This window comes from Streptomyces sp. NPDC058457 (assembly GCF_042720695.1).
Lineage (GTDB): Bacteria > Actinomycetota > Actinomycetes > Streptomycetales > Streptomycetaceae > Streptomyces.
The window spans coordinates 44,013-60,306 of record NZ_JBHXLU010000043.1; the positions used below are offsets into that span (position 1 = coordinate 44,013).

Below are 16,294 nucleotides of genomic sequence, written 5' to 3' on the forward strand. Positions count from 1 at the left end.
TTCTTCGGCAAGCATTATGGTCAAGTTGGGTACTGTCAAGGAGAGTTCGGAAGCGGCAGTTCCTAGAAGCTGGCCCGTGTTCCGCCGTCGACCGTCACCATCGCGCCCGTGACGTAGGCCGCGGCCGGGGACAGCAGGAACGCGGCGGTACGGCCGAACTCCTCCGGGGTGCCGAGGCGGCGCAGCGGGATGCCGGCGGCCGTGGTGTCGGCGTCGCCGGTGATCGACTGGAGTTCGAGCGCCCGGTCGGTCCCGATGTGGGCCGGGACCAGCCCGACCACCCGGATGCCCCGCGGGCCCACCTCCCCGGCGAGGGTCTTCGCGTAGCCGGCCAGTGCGGGCCGCAGGGCGTTGGAGACGGCGAGGCCGGGGATCGGCTCGTACACCGAGGTCGACAGGACGAAACCGATCACCCCGCCCTCGCCGAGCCGCGCGGCGACGGCCCGCGACAACCGCACCGCGCCGAGGAAGCCCGATTCGAAGGAGGCCCGCCACTGTTCGTCGTCGATGCTGTCCGTGGTGCCCGTCGGCGGGCCGCCGACGCTGATCAGCACGCCGTCCAGCCCCTTGAACGCCTCGTGCGCCGCCGCCGTCAACCGGTCGGGTGTCCCGGCGTCGGCGTTGTCGGCGACCACCCCGACGGCCTGCCCGGGGCCGCCCAGCTCCGCCTCGGCCGCGGCCAGCGAGTGCGTGCTGCGCCCGCTGACCACCACCTTGGCACCGCCGGAGGTCAGTTCGCGGGCGGCGGCCAGGCCCAGACCACGGGTGCCGCCGGTGACGATGTAGACGCGGTCCTTCAGTCCGAGATCCATCTCTGCTCCCGTGTTCCCGATCCGCTCCCGCTACTCCCGTGGTCCGGTCACAGCATGGCCTTCTGCGGCTGGGTGGCCACCACGATGACGGTGGTGGTGTCCGCGGTCAGGGCCGCCTTGAACTCGCGCTGCAGGTCCTCGGTCGTGTCCACGTCGACCGCTCGGCAGCCGAAACCGCGGGCCACACCGGCGATGTCGAGACCGGGCAGGTCGAGGCCGGGCACGCCCGGCGTCTCCTCCAGGACCGCGAACGACTTGAGGATCGAGTACTCCTGGTTGCGCATCACGACGTAGACGACCGGCAGCCGGTGCTGCGCCGCCGTCCAGACGGACTGCACGGAGTACTGGAAGGAGCCGTCGCCGATCAGCCCGACGACCGGCCGGGACACACCCCGCTGCCGGTCGGCGAGGGCCACCCCGACGGCCGCCGGCACGCCCCATCCGATGCCACCGCTGGCGGTGGCGAAGAAGGACCCGGTCCGGGTGGTGGGCAGCCACTCGATCTGCTGGGCCATGGTGGAGGTCGACTCGTTGACGATGACCGCGTCGGTCGGCTTGACGCTGCTCAGGGCGGCATACACCTCCGGCGGGGTCAGCGGGCTGTTCGGTGCCTCCGGGAGCACCCGGGGACGCTCCATCGGCTGCGGGGCGGTCCGGGCCGATCCGTCCTCGACGGTGGCCAGGAGCAGCTCGATCGCCGTCCTGGGGTCGCCCAGCAGGCTGTCGCCCACGCGGGCCGCGGCGGCCACGTCGGGGTTGCCGGTGATCTGCAGGAGCTCGGTGCCGTCGGGCAGGTAGGGGCCCGGGACATAGGGGTAGTAGCGGAAGACCTCCGCACCGATCACGACCACCAGGTCGTGCCCCTCCAGGCGGTCGCTGATGGTCTTGACCGACATACCGAGGGGGCCGCGGAAGAGCGGGTGGTCCTCGGGGAAGGAGGCGCGGTCGAGGAGCGGGGAGCCGTAGACGGCCGCGCGCAGTTTCTCCGCGAGCGCGACGGCCGCGTCCCAGCCGCCGGCCTTGTCGACCTCCGGCCCGAAGACCAGCGCCGGACTGCTGCTGGCCGAGATGCGGTCGGCGAACGTGCGCAGCCGGTCCGGGTCGGGCACCACCCGGTTGCTGAAGGTCCGCATACGGCTGAAGCCGGAGAGCGGGCGCTTCCAGTCGTCCATCGGCACGGACAGGTAGACGGGACCGGCGGGCGGCTGCAGGGCCATCGCATAGGCCCGCAGGAACGCCTCGGGCACGTCCTCGGCGCGGGCGGGCTCGTACGACCACTTGACCCACGGCTTGGGCAGCGTGGTGGCCTCCCGGTTGCCCAGGTAGGGCTCGCCGATCAGCAGTTCCCGGTGCTGCTGGCCGGAGGTGACGATCAGCGGGGTGTTGCCGTGGTAGGCGGCGACCAGGTTGCCGACGGCGTTGCCGAGACCGGCCGAGGAGTGCACGTTGACCAGCGCGGGCCGACCGGTGACCTGGGCGAAGGTGTCCGCCATCGCGATGACGGAGGCCTCCTGCAGGGCGAGTACGTAGGTGAAGTCCTCCGGGAACTCCTGCAGGAACGGCTGTTCGGTGGACCCCGGATTCCCGAAGACGGTGGTGAGTCCGAGGGAACGCAGCAGATCGTAGGTCACGCTTCGGACGGTGGCTTGTGCGGTCATGGCGGCCTGCCAGCTCTCGTGCCGGGCCCGATATCGGGATGATCCGTCCCATCCTGACCCGGGCGCGGTTGCCATGCCTTCCGTCCGATGACTGAAGGGTCTGCTGAAACGACGGGTCCGTGCCGCGCGCGGCCGGATGACCGTGCACCCCGGTTCCGGCGTCAGTCGGATGACCGAAGCCGGGACACCTTGGGCCGTCGGAGTGTGGTGTCAGCCGTTGGGTGCCACGAACACCTTCATGACCTCGGCGGAGCGCAGGGCGTCGATGGCTCGCAGGGCCTCGCCGACCGGGACGATCTCCGTGGTGAGGTCGTCGACGCGGATGTCACCGCGGGCGAGCAGACCGACGGCGTCGTCGAACTCGGAGCCGTACACGAACGACCCACGGATGGTGATCTCCTTGAGCAGGACGGCATCGGGGTCGAAGCCGCCGCCGGGCCCCGCCCCCACGTTGACCAGCACCCCGCCTGGCGCCAGCAGTCGCAGGGCCTCCGCCCGGGCCCCCGCGCTGCCCGAGCACTCGAACACGACGTCCACCGTGGACTCGGCGAGTTCGGCACCCGACTCGGCCGGGCTCAGGGTCAGCTCGGCGCCGGAGGCCTGGCCGAAGCGGCGGCGCTCCGGGGCCGGCTCCACCAGGACGACCCGGCCCGCGCCCCGGTGGACGGCGATACGGCAGGCCAGCTGGCCGATCGGACCGCCGCCGAACACCGCCACGGTGGCGCCCCCCAGGTCACCGGCCAGGACCGCGGCCCGCAGCGCGGTGGCCGTCGGCTCGACCCAGGCGGCCGCCAGGCGCCCCATCGACGCGGGCAGCGCCCGCAGGGTGCCCGGGAAGACGGCCATCCGCCGGGCGAGGGCGCCGTCCGTCTGCAGCCCGAGCGCGGTCTCCATGGTCGCCTGCCGGCAGAAGTTGGGCCGTCCCGAGAGGCAGTACGTGCAGTGGCCGCACACGTTGCCGTTCGGGTTGACGGCGACCCGCTGGCCCACCTTCCAGTCCCCGGCCTCATCGCCCACGCGGGTGATACGGCCCGAGGGTTCGTGGCCCATCACGAAACCGCCGCGGTAGACCTGTGGCAGGTGCGGCGCGTGCAGGTCGCTGCCGCAGATGCCGCACAGGTCGACCTGCACGATCACCTGGTCGGGACGGAGTCCGGGCTCGGGCCTCGACTCCAGCACGATCTTCCGGTCCACACCCAGGACCACCGCTTCCATCACGGCCCTCGCCGCCCTTCCGTCGTCGCCGTGCGCGATTCCGATTCCGCCGCTCTCCGCTGAGGAGCCGAAATGCCCGTCTACATCTGCACCGCAGCGCAGGGAACGCTGACCGGTGGGTCGAAGGCCGCGCTGGCCTCCGAGATCACCCGGATCCATGTGGCGATCAACCATGTGCCGCCGGCCTACGTCAACGTGATCTTCTCCGAGCCGCCGCCGGACAGCGTCTTCGTCGGCGGGGAGCCCGGAGCCCCGCTGATCGTCTCCGGCTGGGTCCGCCGGGGACACCCGCAGGAGGAGGCGACCCGGCTGGCGCTGGAGCTGTCCTCCGCCGCCGCCCGCGTCACCGGCGTACCGGAGAGCCACGTCATGGTCGTGCTCCAGGACGGCCCCGCCCGCTCCGCCGTGGAAGGCGGCCTGGTCCTGCCCGAACCGGGCGAGGAGAAGGAGTGGCTGGCCCGGCGGGGCGACTCCTGACCCTGCGGTTCGGCAGCGCCCTGAAGGGGCGCGGGGCCGCATCGAATGTGCGGCTGCCGCAGCGACGGGGGTCCCCCGGGTTCGAGCGAAGCCGAGAACTCGGGGGAGCGACCCGCCACGACGGCGCCGCAGTCCACCGACGGCATGTCGCGGCATGTCCGGTGGAGCGCTCAGTGCACCGAGTTGCCCATGGGACAACGCCTTCATGACCGTGTGCCCGGCGGCAGCCCCCTGCCGCCGGGCACACGGCCGTCCCCGGTGGGCCGTCCGCTGCGCGGCCCTCGTCGGTCGTCGGTTACGCGGCCTTGAAACGGGCGGTGACGGTGGCCACCCGCTTGCCCTGGTAGACGGCGGCGGCGCGGGCGGTGTCGTCGACGGGGATCGCGCCCTGTCCGTTGACGTGGCTGGTGCCGTAGGGGTTGCCGTCCACGAACTTCACCGGGTCGGTGTAGCCCGGGGTGACGAGGATGCCGCCGAAGTGGTGGACGGAGTTGTAGAGCGCGAGCAGCGTGGACTCCTGGCCGCCGTGCGCGCTGGCCGTGGCGGTGAAGCCGCTGTAGACCTTGTCGGCCAGCTTGCCCTGCGCCCACAGCCCGCCGAGCGTGTCGATGAACTGCTTCAGCTGGCTGGCGATGTTGCCGAACCGGGTGGGGCTGCCGAAGACGACGGCGTCGGCCCACTCGATGTCGGCCTGGGTGGCGATCGGGATGTCCTTGGTGGCCGCGGCATGGGCCGACCAGGCGTCGTTGCTCGCGATGGCCTCCTCGGGCGCGAGTTCGGACACGCGCAGCAGCCGTACCTCCGCACCCTCCTTGCGGGCGCCGTCGGCCACGGCCTCGGCCAGCTCGTGGACGGTACCGGTCGACGAGTAGTAGATGACCGCGATCTTGGGAGACATGGGGAGTTCCTCTCGCTGTTCTGCGCTCTGGACGGCGGACGCCGCCTCGGTCTTCTGGGCGGCGGACGCCGCAGGATGGGCGGTGGCGGACAGGGTGAGCCGCAGCAGACGCGCCGCGAGGCCCTTCGCCGCGGTCAGCCCGTGGCGGTACCGGTCGACGGTCGCCGAGGCCGAGATCTTCAGTGAGCCGTCCTCGACGGACAGGGAGTCCACCGTCAGCTCGACCGGCGCGCGGTGCCCGCGGACCGTGAGGTGACCCTCGACGACCCAGGCGCCGCCCGTGCCGCGGCTCACCCCGGTCGACTCGAACCGGATCCCGGGGTGGCGATCCGCGTGCAGGAACGCGGCGGAGCGCACGTGCTCGTCACGGCGTGGCGTCCCGGTGTGGAAACTGCCCGCCTCGATCACGGCGTGCGCGGTCGACCGGGTGACCGGCTCGGCGATCGTGATGCTCGCCGACTCCACCCGGAAGGTGCCGTTCACCTTGCCCAGACCGAACATGTGCCGCGTGGTGAAGCCGATGGACGACCGCTCCGGATCGACCGTGTAGGTCCCTGCGGGGGGCAGTTCGACGCTCATGCCCTTCTGGCCTCTCGGTTGGCGTCGCGCGGCTGGTCCGCTGCGGCGCTGTTGCTTGCCTTGGCAAGTATCTTGGACCGCATCGAAATGCTTTGTCAAGCAAGTAATCGTGTGCTTCAGTGGTGGGGCAGGACGAGGTAGGGAGGTCAACACGTGTCAACGCGGTCGCCGGAGCCCACGTGCCCACTGAACAGTGACGAGGAGCGCCTCTGGCGTGCGCTGCAGCGGATGATGGTGGCTCTTCCGCGGGCACTCGACGAGGATCTGGTCTGCGCGACGGGACTGTCGATGACGCAGTACCAGATCCTGGCCAAGCTCTCCGAGGCCGACGGCGGCAGTCTGCGGATGACCGAACTGGCCACGGCGGCGGCGCTGTCCGCGAGCCGCATCACCCGGGTGGTGGAGAGCCTGCAGGACCACGGCCTGGTGACCAAGCGCCGCCACTGCACGGACGCCCGCGGGTACGTGGCCGAGCTGACCGAGGCCGGCCGGCTGCGGCTGGCCGACGCCTATCCGGCGCATCTCGCCAGCGCGCGCAGGCGCGTCATGGACCAGCTGGACCCCGCCCTGGTCCAGCGGCTGGCCGAGCAGATGCAGTCGGTGGCCGACCCGCTCGCCTCCTCCTGCGAACGCGGCGCGGCGCGCCGGGAGGACTCCGCACACCCGAAGAGCCCTGCGGCCGGGAACGGTGCCGGGTACGAGGAGCCGCCCGGCTGCCCGGACGCCGCGGGCTACCGCGAAGCAGTCGTTTGACCCAAGCCGGGGGGCGGTGCCGGTGCGCAGCATGGTCTCTTCCGGCACGCCCACCTTCTCCGGAGGCCCCCATGCTGAAGGGCTACACCTACCCGCTGTCGCCGCGCGGAGAGGCGAACCTCGCCTCCGCCCCGCCCTGGCACTACGCCGGTGACATCGTCGGCGTCGAGTTCTGGACCGACCCGGCGGCCGCCGCGGCGACCCTCCCGGAGGGCCTGACACCCGACACCGGGTCCGGCGGGCGGGTGGTGGCGCTCTTCGTCGACTGGCAGTTCTCCGCGGGACACGACGAGTACCTCGACCCGGTGCGCAGCCAGTACCGCGAGTTCATGCTGCTGGTGGACGCCAGGTTCGGGGGCGAGCCGGTCTCCTGGTGCCCGTACATCTACGTCGACAACGACCTCGCCCTGGCCCGCGGCTGGGTGCAGGGTTTCCCGAAGAAGCTGGGCTCGGTGGCCCAGACCCGCGTCTTCGCCTCGCCCGGCCAGGCCTCGCCGTCACTCGCCGCCGGCGGGAGGTTCGGCGCGTCCCTGTCGGCGGCCGGGCACACCCTCGCCGAGGCGCGGGTCACCCTGGAGCAGCCGGCGGGCGACCCCGCGGCGCTGTTCCGGCCCACGGTCAACCTCCGGCACTTCCCGACGCTGACCGCCGGCCAGTACGACAAGCCCGCCGTGCACGAGCTGGTCATGGCGGAGTTCGACGACCGGCAGCTCGCCGACGTCTGGGTCGGCTCCGGCGACATCAGCCTGTTCCCGGCGCGTGGTGAGGAGCTGGCGGACCTGGCCCCGGTGCGCACCGGCACCGGCTTCCGGGCCTCGATGTCCTACTCCGTGACGGACGTCCGCCTGCTGGGCGAGTAGCCGGACCGGACCGGGAGCGCCCGCACCACCGCACCACCGCCGCAACGAAAGGAAGTTGATGCACACCATCGCCGACCTCATAGTCGACGGCCTGCGGGACGCGGGCGTCTCCCGGATCCACGGACTGCCCGGCGACTCGCTCAACGGACTGACCGACGCCCTGCGCAGGAACCCCTCGGTGACCTGGGAGCACTACCGGCACGAGGAGGCGGCGGCGTTCGCCGCCGCGGGCGAGGCCGCGGTCACCGGCTCGCTCGCGGTCTGCGCCGGCAGCTGCGGACCGGGCAACCTCCACCTGGTCAACGGGCTGTTCGAGGCCCAGCGCAGCCGCCTCCCGGTGCTCGCGATCGCCGCGCACATCCCCGGCTCGGAGATCGGCACCGGCTACTTCCAGGAGACCCACCCCCAGGAACTGTTCCGGGAGTGCAGCGACTTCTGCGAACTGGCCGCCACGCCCGAGCAGTTCCCCCGCCTCCTCGACATCGCCCTGCGCACCGCCGTCGAGCGCAGCGGGGTGTCCGTCCTCGTGGTCCCGGGCGACGTGCTGCTGCACCGGCTCGACCACCCGCGCAAGGCCGCCACCGTCCGGCCCGCCAAGCCGGTGGTGCGTCCCGCCGACGAGGAGATCGAGCGCGCCGCGGCCCTGCTGAACGACTCGGAACGGATCACGATCCTGGCCGGCGCGGGCTGCGCCGGCGCCCACGACCAACTGGTGCGCCTCGCCGGGGCGTTGCACGCTCCGGTCGTCCACACCATGCGCGGCAAGGAGCACGTCGAGTACGACAACCCGTACGACGTCGGCATGACCGGGCTGCTCGGCTTCACCTCCGGCTACCGTGCGACGGAGCAGTGCGACACGCTCCTGATGCTCGGCACGGACTTCCCCTACCGGCAGTTCCTGCCCGAGCACGCCACCACCGTGCAGGTGGACGTGCGCGGCGAGCAGATCGGCAGACGCACCCGGGTGGACCTGCCGCTCGTCGGCACCGTCCGGGACACCGCCGAGGCCCTGCTCCCGAAGCTCGCCCCCAGGACCGGCTCCCGGCACCTCGACACGGCACGCGAGCACTACACCGGCGCCCGCGCCGCCCTGGACCGGCTCGCCGTCGACGACCACGACCGGACCCCGGTCCACCCGCAGTACCTGGCCCGGGTCGTCGACGAACTCGCAGACGACGACGCGGTGTTCGTACCGGACGTGGGCTCGCCGGTGATCTGGTCGGCGCGCTATCTGACCATGAACGGCCGCCGCAGGCTGATCGGTTCGTTCACGCACGGCAGCATGGCGAACGCGCTGCCCCAGGCGATCGGCGCCCAGTCCGCCTTCCCGGACCGGCAGGTGATCGCGCTCTCCGGGGACGGGGGACTGGCCATGCTGCTCGGCGACCTGATCACCCTGAGACAGCAGCGGCACCCGGTGAAGATCGTGGTCTTCAACAACGGAGCCCTGAGCTTCGTGGAGCTGGAGATGAAGGCCGAGGGCATGGTGAACTTCGGGACCGACCTCGACAACCCGAACTTCGCCGACGTCGCGACCGCCCTGGGCATCCACGGCCGCCGGGTGGAGCACCCGGCCGACCTGGGCGAGGCGCTGCGCACCGCGTTCGCCCACCCGGGCCCCGCCCTGGTGGAGGTGATGACCGCCCGGCAGGAGCTGTCCGTCCCGCCCACGGTCAAGTTCGACCAGGTCAGGGGCTTTGCTCTCTACGCCGCCCGTACCGTGCTGTCCGGGCGCGGTGACGAACTCCTCGAACTGGCCCGCACGAACGTCGTGCGCCACCTGCCCTGAGGCACGGGCCCCGGGGCCCTAGGCGGGGTCCGGGGAGCCGGGGCCGGTGAGCCCGATCAGGCTCATCACGGCCTCCCGGACGCCCTCCAGGTCGTACTCGCCCAGCGGGACCCCCGAGGCGCGTGAGTGCTTGGTGACCCCGACGAACGCACCGAACGCCATCGAGAGCAGCACCTGCGGATCACCGGCGCGGACGGCACCGGCCGCCTGCGCCGCCCGCAGGATCTCCACCAGTTCGGCGTTGAGCCGGTCGACGACCTCGTACGCCTGCGGCCGCAGGTACGAGCCGTGCACCTGGTGTTCGAGGAACGAGAACGCCTGGGGATAGGCCAGGGCGAACGCGACCTGATGCTGCCAGACGAGGCCGATCGCGGTCACCGGATCGGCCTCGCGCACGGCGTCGGTCACCACGGTGTCGGCGAACGCGGCCTTCGCCTCGGTGAAGACCGCCTCGCCCAGCGCCTGCTTGTTGGGGAAGTAGCGGTAGATCGTGCCCACCGCGACCCCGGCCCGGGCGGCGATCTCGGGCACGTTGGTGCCGTCCCAGGTGCGCTCGTCGAACAACTCCAGTGCGGCGTCCATCACTTTGCCGCGCAGGGGCGTCTCGTCGGCCGTCGCAGCGGGGGGCATGGTCACCAGTGAAACTTCGTTCAGTCACTCGATCTTGTCAAGGCGGAGGGGTAGGGTGCGGAGTGAATGAAAATTCATTCACTCCGTTGTCCATTCCATCACTCGTTATGAGGAGCGCGCCGATGAAGCGCTACGGCCACTGGATCGCAGGCGTGGAAGTCGACCCGGCATCCGGTCACTGGCTGCCGTCCACCTCTCCCGGACAGGACGAGGTCGTGCACGAGATCGCCCTCGGCGACGCCACCGACGTGGCGCGGGCCGTCTCGGCGGCGGCCGGGGCGGTCGACGGCTGGTGGAACCGGCAGCCGGTCGAACGGGGGCGGGTGCTGGCCGCCGTCGCGGAGCGGCTGCGCGACGAGGCCGCCGTTCTGGCGGAGCTGGAGTCGGCCGAGACCGGCAAGCCCGCCTGGCAGTCCCCGCTGGAGGTGGAGGGCGCCGCCCGCTACTTCGAGTTCTACGCCGGGCTGGTCAACCTGCCAGGCGGCGAGGTGGTGAACATAGGGCCGGGCTTCCACGCGTACACCCGGCGCGAGCCGCTCGGCGTGGTCGGTGTCATCACTCCGTGGAACGCGCCCCTGAACCAGGCGGCCCGCTCCATCGCCCCGGCCCTCGCGGCCGGCAACGCCGTGGTGGCCAAGCCGTCCGAGTTCACCTCGGCCACCACGCTCCGGCTGGCCCGGATCGCCACCGAATGCGGTCTGCCCGACGGCGTCCTGAACGTCGTCACCGGCACGGGAGACACCGTGGGGGCGGCGGTCGTCGGCCATCCCGGGGTCCGCAAGGTGGCGTTCACCGGGTCGGTCCGCGCCGCCCGCGAGATCGGCCGGATCGCCGCGGACCGCGTCATCCCGCTCACGCTGGAGCTGGGCGGCAAGTCGGCCAACGTCGTGTTCGCGGACGCCGACCTCGCCAGGGCCGCCCAGGGAGCCGTCGAGGCGTTCCTGCCCAACGGCGGCCAGTCCTGCATGGCGGGTACCCGGCTGCTGGTCGACGCGCGGATCCACGACGAGTTCGTCGCGGCCGTACGGACCGTGCTGACGCACATCACCCCGGGGGAGACCTACGGGCCGGCGATCACCCGCGTCCAGTACGACAAGGTCAACGAGTACTTCAAGATCGCCGAGCAGGACGGCGCCACCCTCCTCACCGGCGGCCGGCCGACCGGGGACGGCTGGACCTTCGAGCCGACCGTCTACACGGACGTCACCCCGGACATGCGCATCGCCCGCGAGGAGATCTTCGGTCCGGTGCTCGCCGTGCTGCGCTTCGAGGGCGAGGAGGAGGCGGTGGCCCTCGCCAACGACTCCGACTACGGCCTGGTCGCGGCCGTCTGGACCGGTGACGTGACCCGCGCCCACCGGGTGGCCGCCCGTCTGCAGGCCGGGCAGGTCTACGTCAACGCCTATCCGCCCGGCATGATGGTCGAGGGCCCGTTCGGCGGCTACAAGAACAGCGGGTACGGCCGCGAGAAGGGCCTGGAGGCGCTGCACCACTACACCCAGACCAAGTTCGTCGCCGTGCGCCTCCAGGAGGACCAGCAGGTGTGGTGACCCGGCGGCCGGCGGCCGCACCCGTTCTGGAACCATCCTTTCGGAAATCGACGAAAGGTGGACACCGATGGTCACGGCCTACGACGCGGAGCACAGCCGGGGCCCGGCCTTCGCGCAGCTCCTGCTGTCCAGCCACGAGCGGCTGACCGGCACCCCCTTGTGCCCCACCGCGTTCCAGGACGCGGGCGAGGCGGCCCACTGGCTCTACGCAAGCGCACCCTTCGGGCTGCTCGCGCACGGCGCCGGGCCGGATCCGGTCTTCGTCTACGCGAACACCACCGCCCAGCAGTGCTTCGAGTACCCGTGGGAGGAGTTCGTGGGGCTCCCGTCCCGGCTGTCCGCCGACCCGGACGCGCAGGGCGACCGGGACGCCTTCGTGCGCTCGGTGGCGACCCGCGGATACGCCTCCGGCTACCGGGGGTTGCGGATCGCCGGGTCCGGCCGGAGGTTCTGGATAGAGGACGTCACCATGTGGAACCTCCTTGAGGCGGACGGGTCCTGTCACGGCCAGGCGGCGGTGTTCCGTTCCTGGAGCGAGGTCTGACCATCGTCGGCGCTGAGATCGTCGCACAGGACCGAGCGCCTCGGTCAGGGGCTGTCCGGCCGGCCGCCGAACAGCCCCTGACATGGACCGGAAGGTGGGGATCGGGTTGAGATTCCTTGCTTGAGCACGCTATTCTGCTCAAATGAGCGCAGAAGACCCGCTGACCGCCCAGGAAGAACGCTTCTGGCGCGCCCTGATGCGCGTCATCGTCGCGCTGCCCCGTTCACTCGACGACGACCTGCTGCGGACCACAGGGCTCACGCTCACCGAGTACGTCGTCCTGATGAACCTCTCCGAGGCCGAGAACCAGGAACTCCGCATGGCGGACCTGGCCTCGGCCACCGCCCTGTCGGCCAGCCGCATCACCCGTGTCGTGGACGCGCTGCAGAGCCGCGGCCAGGTCGTCAAGCGGCGCTACGAGGGGGACGCCCGCGGCAATGTCGCGACGCTCACCCCGGAGGGGCTGAAGCGGCTCCGGGACGCCTACCCCGTGCACCTGGCGAGCGCCCGCAAGCGGGTCATGGACCTGCTCGACGGCCGGTCGGTGCCCGCCATGGTCCGGCAGTTCGAAGCGGTGGTCGAGAAGCTCGACTGAGCCGCCCAGCCGAAGCCTCCCGCTAATATACAAATGTCAAACAGTCGTTCCTGTGCGGCTCCGGCCGGACCACGACCCCGGGGAGAAGCCATGCAGGAGCGACCTCGGCCGAGACCGCCGGCATGACCTCGGGACCGCAGGGGCGGGAGACCTGGGCCCGGCTGCGCCGGCAGTTGTGGCGACCGCCGCGCGCCCACGGGGAGCAGCCGCGACACCGGGTGGTCGGCCCGCTGGAACTGTTCTACGACCTGATCGTGGTCGTCCTGGTGGCCCAGGCCGCGCACCACCTGGCGGACCATCTCACCTGGCACGGGCTCGGCGAGTTCGCGGTGGTCTTCGCGCTGGTGTGGATCGCCTGGCTGAACGGCACGCTCCACCACGACCTGCACGGCCACGACGACGCCCGGGGCCGCAGCCTCTTCCTCCTGCAGATCCTCGTCCTCGTCCCGCTGGGCGCGTTCATCCCCAAGGCCGGCGGCGCGGAGGGCGCCCATTTCGCGGTCAACGCCGGGATCCTGTTCGCGGTCCTGGCCGTGCTCTGGTTCCTGGCCGGACGCGGCAGCTCCGCGGAGTTCCGCAAGCCCACCCGGATGTACGTCATCGGAACGGCGGCCTGCGCGGCCGTCCTCCTCGGGAGCGCCGGACTGCCCGCCGACACCCGGCTGCTGACCTGGGGGCTGCTGGTCCTCGCCTACCTCGGCGGGTTCGCGTGGATGACCCTGGCGGCCGCTCCGGCCCAGGAGTCGGCGCTCGCCCTCACCGAGGCGCTCGTCGAGCGGTTCGGGCTGCTCATCATCATCGTGCTCGGCGAGACCGTGACGGGCGTCGTGGACGGCCTCGCGAGCGAGCCGACCACCGCCATGAGCCTCGCGGTCGCACTGGTGGCCGTGGTGGTCGGCTTCGGCGCCTGGTGGACGTACTTCGACTTCGCCGGCCACCGGCCGCCCCGGCGCACGCGCACGGTGACCGCCGGGTGGATGCTCACCCATCTGCCGCTCACGGCGGCGGTGACCGCCATGGGCGCCGCGATGGTCGGCCTGGTCGAGCACGCCCACGCCGGCCGGACGCCCGCCGCCACCGCCTGGGTGCTGTGCGGGGGCGTGGCCGTCGTCCTCACCGGGACGATGCTGCTGGCCACCGGCCTGGAGGCCTGGCGGGACGAGCGGGACCTCTACCGGCCGCTCGCCCGCACCAGCCTGGCCGTTGCCCTCGTGGTCGTGGCCCTGGGCGCCGCACGTCCCGCACCCCTGCTCCTCGGACTCGCCCTCGTCGCCCTCCTCGGCATCCCCTGGGGACTCGCCGTGGCCCACCGGCTGGGCCGCGACGAGACGACGGTCCTCTGAACGCACGCGCGCGGCCAGGGCGGCACCCGAGAACCGCCGACGCCCTCAACTCCCGTACGAGCGCCGGGCGATGAGCTCCGCGATCATGATGGTGGTGGCGTTGGTCACCGTCGACGGCACCTCGGGCATGATCGAGGCGTCCACCACCCGCAGCCCCGCCAGCCCCTTGACCGCACCGGACTCGTCCACGACGGCCCACCGGTCCTCGGGCCCGCCCATCGGCACCGTCGACGTCGGATGCCCGTAGGTGGCGATGCCGCTCTCGATCGCCGCCGCCAGTTCGTCGTCGCCCACGGCCGTGCCCGGCACCAGTTCCGCCGCCACCGCACCGGCGAGCGGCGCGCTGCCCGCGAGGCGGCGGACCAGCCGTACGGCCTCCAGCATGCGACGACGGTCCCGGTCCGTCGCCAGGTAGTTGTCGTCGATGACCGGGGCGTCGTAGGGGTCACGGCCGGCCAGCCGCACCGAGCCGCGCGACTCCGGCCGGGTGAGGGCGGCGGACATCACCATCGCGCCGCCGGTCGGGCTGAAGGAGCCGTCCAGCAGGTGCACGCCGACGACGGCGAGGTCCAGTTCACCGGGGCTCGCCTCGCGCGAGGCGAGCCAGAGATGGGCGGCGAAGGCGGACGTCATCGTCTGTTGCTCGGGCGCGAGCGCGAACAGCGAGTGGAAGAACGGGTGGTCCTGGAGCCGGCGGCCGACGGGCAGGTCGGCGACCACCTCGATGCCGAGGCCCCGCAGGTCCGCGGCCGGGCCGACGCCGGAACGCAGCAGGATGGCCGGGCTGCCGTACGAGCCCGCACTGAGCACCACCTCACCGGCCCGGAAGACCGTGCCCGACGCGCTGACGACACCACGCGCCCTGCCGTCCTCGACCAGCACCCGGTCGATCGTGACGTCGCTGAACACGGTCAGGTTGGGGCGGCTGCGCACCTGCGGCGTCAGATATGCCAGGGCGGTGCTCCGGCGCACCCCGTCCACGATGTTCACCGGGTAGGCACCGGTGCCGTCCTGCCGCTCGCCGTTGAAGTCGTCGTTGCGCCGGAAGCCCAGGCCCGCCGCGCTGTCCACGAACGCCCGCAGGGGTGAGGTGAGTTCCGCGTAGGTCCACTGCCGGATGGGGAACGGACCGGTGCGGCCGTGGTGGGCGGCGTCGCCGGCGGGGGTGTTCTCCATGTCCCGGAAGACCGGCAGGACCTCGTCGTACGACCAGCCCTTGATCCCGTAGCGCTCCGCCCAGGCGGCGAAGTCGGCGGCCCGCGCCCGGATCGCCACACCGGCGTTCACCGCGGAACTGCCGCCCATGACCCGGCCGCGCGGGGCGGCGATGCTGGGGGCGCGGTCGGTGGCGCGCGCGGTGTAACCCCAGTCGTGGTCGGGGTCGGCCAGCAGGTGCGGGGTCAGCAGCCCCTCGGGGACGCGGTCGGCGGGATAGTCGGGGCCCGCCTCGACCAGCAGGACCGTGCGCCGTGGATCCTCGGTGAGCCGGGCGGCGAGTACGGCGCCCGCGGAACCGCCGCCGACGATGACGACATCGGCCTGGTGAGCTGCGGGGTGTTCGCTCGGGGTGCTCATCTGCGTCTCTCCTTCAGAAATTGAATAGTGCTTCGGCAAGCAAATAAAATGGTCGAAGTCCGGACCGGTGCCGGCGTCGTCATGGCGGGCCCGGTCAGATCCGCATCGCTTCCGGTACGACGCGCTCGCCCAGCAGTCGCAGTGCGGCGTGCTGGTCGGCACCGCGCACCGGGCCGATGACGTGGTCGATGCCGATGGTGTCCAGCCGCCGCAACTCCGTGAGCAGGGCGGGGACCCGCTCGCCGTGCGGTCCGGGGTCGAGGGGGAGCAGGACCGTCTTCTCGATCTCGTCGTAGTCGCGCCCGGCCCGGTCGCAGTGCCGGCGGAGCACGTCGAGCTTGTGCGGCAGGTCCGGGCCGTGGAAGAGGTTGCAGGCGTTCGCGTACTCCGCGACGAGCCGCAGCGTCTTCTGCTCGCCGGAGCCGCCGATCAGGATCGGCGGGTGCGGGCGCCGTACCGTGCGGGGGGAGTTGAGGGTGCGTTCGAGGCGGTAGTGGCGGCCGTCGAAGGGCTTCTCGTCGTCGCCCCACATCTGCAGGCAGATCTGCAGCGTCTCCTCCAGCCGCTCGAACCGCTCCGCGACCGGCGGGAACGGCAGCCCCAGCCCGCGCGCCTCGGCGAGGTTGAAGCCGGCGCCGATCCCGATGCCCAGGGCGGCGCGGCCCTCGGAGAGCACGTCGAGCGTGGTGATCATCTTGGCCAGCAGCCCGGGTTCCCGGTATCCGGCCGAGGTCACCAGCGCGAGCAGCTCCGCCCGCTCGGTGGCCGCGGCCAGATAGCCCAGGGTCGTGTACGCCTCCAGCATCTCCTGCTCGGAGGCGCCCACGATCCCGATCTGGAACAGATGGTCCATGACGGCGATCCGGCGGAAGCCGAACTCCTCCGCGCCGCGGGCGAGCCGGGCCACATGGCGTGCGATGCCCGCCGGGCCGCCGGGCTGGGTGAAATCCGCGATGGCGATGCCTAGGTTCATGCGGGCCTTCCGTGATCCGAACCTGTCGCCATCGAGTATGCCG

The 16,294-nt window shown here is 72.0% G+C and carries 15 protein-coding genes and 1 pseudogene; 8 read left to right on the plus strand and 8 right to left on the minus strand.

Going from position 1 to position 16,294, the window contains the following annotated elements; translation table 11 throughout:
* Nucleotides 1–62 precede the first annotated feature (62 nt).
* From ACFWPS_RS29335 to ACFWPS_RS29345, 3 genes are all read right to left on the minus strand, one after another.
* A complete protein-coding gene (locus ACFWPS_RS29335; protein WP_383709989.1) occupies nucleotides 63–812 on the minus strand; it encodes an SDR family NAD(P)-dependent oxidoreductase in 750 nt (249 codons plus the stop codon).
* Nucleotides 813–859: 47 nt separating this feature from the next.
* Nucleotides 860–2,443, minus strand: coding sequence for a benzoylformate decarboxylase (gene mdlC, locus ACFWPS_RS29340; protein WP_383709992.1), 1,584 nt, complete (start codon nucleotides 2,441–2,443; stop codon nucleotides 860–862).
* A gap of 237 nt (nucleotides 2,444–2,680) precedes the next feature.
* Entirely contained in the window at nucleotides 2,681–3,685 is a 1,005-nt protein-coding gene (locus tag ACFWPS_RS29345; protein WP_383709995.1) for a zinc-binding dehydrogenase, read from the minus strand.
* A gap of 72 nt (nucleotides 3,686–3,757) precedes the next feature.
* Between ACFWPS_RS29345 and ACFWPS_RS29350 the strand changes: the two genes are divergently transcribed.
* Nucleotides 3,758–4,162: a tautomerase family protein gene (locus ACFWPS_RS29350; RefSeq protein WP_383709997.1), complete on the plus strand. Its 405-nt coding sequence runs from the start codon at nucleotides 3,758–3,760 to the stop codon at nucleotides 4,160–4,162.
* 295 nt (nucleotides 4,163–4,457) lie between these two features.
* Here the strand turns inward: ACFWPS_RS29350 and wrbA are convergent, their stop codons facing one another.
* Together wrbA and ACFWPS_RS29360 are read right to left on the minus strand one after the other, a co-directional pair.
* A complete protein-coding gene (gene wrbA / locus ACFWPS_RS29355) occupies nucleotides 4,458–5,060 on the minus strand; it encodes an NAD(P)H:quinone oxidoreductase (protein ID WP_383710086.1) in 603 nt (200 codons plus the stop codon).
* Nucleotides 5,061–5,195: 135 nt separating this feature from the next.
* A pseudogene (locus tag ACFWPS_RS29360) lies at nucleotides 5,196–5,639 on the minus strand (YceI family protein); the annotation flags it as partial.
* Between the two features lie 228 nt (nucleotides 5,640–5,867).
* Here ACFWPS_RS29360 and ACFWPS_RS29365 point away from each other — a divergent pair.
* From ACFWPS_RS29365 to poxB, 3 genes are all read left to right on the plus strand, one after another.
* Nucleotides 5,868–6,392, plus strand: a complete 525-nt coding sequence (locus ACFWPS_RS29365; RefSeq protein ID WP_383710000.1) for a MarR family winged helix-turn-helix transcriptional regulator — start codon at nucleotides 5,868–5,870, stop codon at nucleotides 6,390–6,392.
* A 71-nt stretch (nucleotides 6,393–6,463) separates the two neighbouring features.
* The gene (locus ACFWPS_RS29370) at nucleotides 6,464–7,252 is read left to right on the plus strand and encodes an acetoacetate decarboxylase family protein (protein WP_383710002.1); all 789 of its coding nucleotides are present in this window, start codon (nucleotides 6,464–6,466) and stop codon (nucleotides 7,250–7,252) included.
* Nucleotides 7,253–7,310: 58 nt separating this feature from the next.
* Nucleotides 7,311–9,041 (plus strand): ubiquinone-dependent pyruvate dehydrogenase, encoded by a 1,731-nt coding sequence (gene poxB, locus ACFWPS_RS29375; RefSeq protein WP_383710005.1) that lies wholly within the window; start codon nucleotides 7,311–7,313, stop codon nucleotides 9,039–9,041.
* Nucleotides 9,042–9,059: 18 nt separating this feature from the next.
* Here the strand turns inward: poxB and ACFWPS_RS29380 are convergent, their stop codons facing one another.
* Nucleotides 9,060–9,671, minus strand: a complete 612-nt coding sequence (locus ACFWPS_RS29380; protein WP_383710008.1) for a TetR/AcrR family transcriptional regulator — start codon at nucleotides 9,669–9,671, stop codon at nucleotides 9,060–9,062.
* A gap of 122 nt (nucleotides 9,672–9,793) precedes the next feature.
* On the opposite strand from ACFWPS_RS29380, the gene ACFWPS_RS29385 reads away from it, so the two are divergent.
* The 4 genes from ACFWPS_RS29385 to ACFWPS_RS29400 all read left to right on the plus strand — a co-directional run bounded on the left by ACFWPS_RS29385 (nucleotide 9,794) and on the right by ACFWPS_RS29400 (nucleotide 13,703).
* Nucleotides 9,794–11,221, plus strand: coding sequence for an aldehyde dehydrogenase family protein (locus ACFWPS_RS29385; RefSeq protein ID WP_383710011.1), 1,428 nt, complete (start codon nucleotides 9,794–9,796; stop codon nucleotides 11,219–11,221).
* 67 nt (nucleotides 11,222–11,288) lie between these two features.
* Nucleotides 11,289–11,765 (plus strand): MEKHLA domain-containing protein, encoded by a 477-nt coding sequence (locus ACFWPS_RS29390; protein ID WP_383710014.1) that lies wholly within the window; start codon nucleotides 11,289–11,291, stop codon nucleotides 11,763–11,765.
* A 142-nt stretch (nucleotides 11,766–11,907) separates the two neighbouring features.
* A complete protein-coding gene (locus ACFWPS_RS29395; RefSeq protein ID WP_383710017.1) occupies nucleotides 11,908–12,360 on the plus strand; it encodes a MarR family winged helix-turn-helix transcriptional regulator in 453 nt (150 codons plus the stop codon).
* Between the two features lie 122 nt (nucleotides 12,361–12,482).
* The gene (locus tag ACFWPS_RS29400; protein ID WP_383710020.1) at nucleotides 12,483–13,703 is read left to right on the plus strand and encodes a low temperature requirement protein A; all 1,221 of its coding nucleotides are present in this window, start codon (nucleotides 12,483–12,485) and stop codon (nucleotides 13,701–13,703) included.
* A gap of 45 nt (nucleotides 13,704–13,748) precedes the next feature.
* Here ACFWPS_RS29400 and ACFWPS_RS29405 read toward each other — a convergent pair whose 3' ends face one another.
* Together ACFWPS_RS29405 and ACFWPS_RS29410 are read right to left on the minus strand one after the other, a co-directional pair.
* Nucleotides 13,749–15,278, minus strand: coding sequence for a GMC family oxidoreductase (locus ACFWPS_RS29405; protein ID WP_383710023.1), 1,530 nt, complete (start codon nucleotides 15,276–15,278; stop codon nucleotides 13,749–13,751).
* A gap of 94 nt (nucleotides 15,279–15,372) precedes the next feature.
* Nucleotides 15,373–16,251: an LLM class F420-dependent oxidoreductase gene (locus tag ACFWPS_RS29410; RefSeq protein WP_383710026.1), complete on the minus strand. Its 879-nt coding sequence runs from the start codon at nucleotides 16,249–16,251 to the stop codon at nucleotides 15,373–15,375.
* Nucleotides 16,252–16,294: the final 43 nt, after the last annotated feature.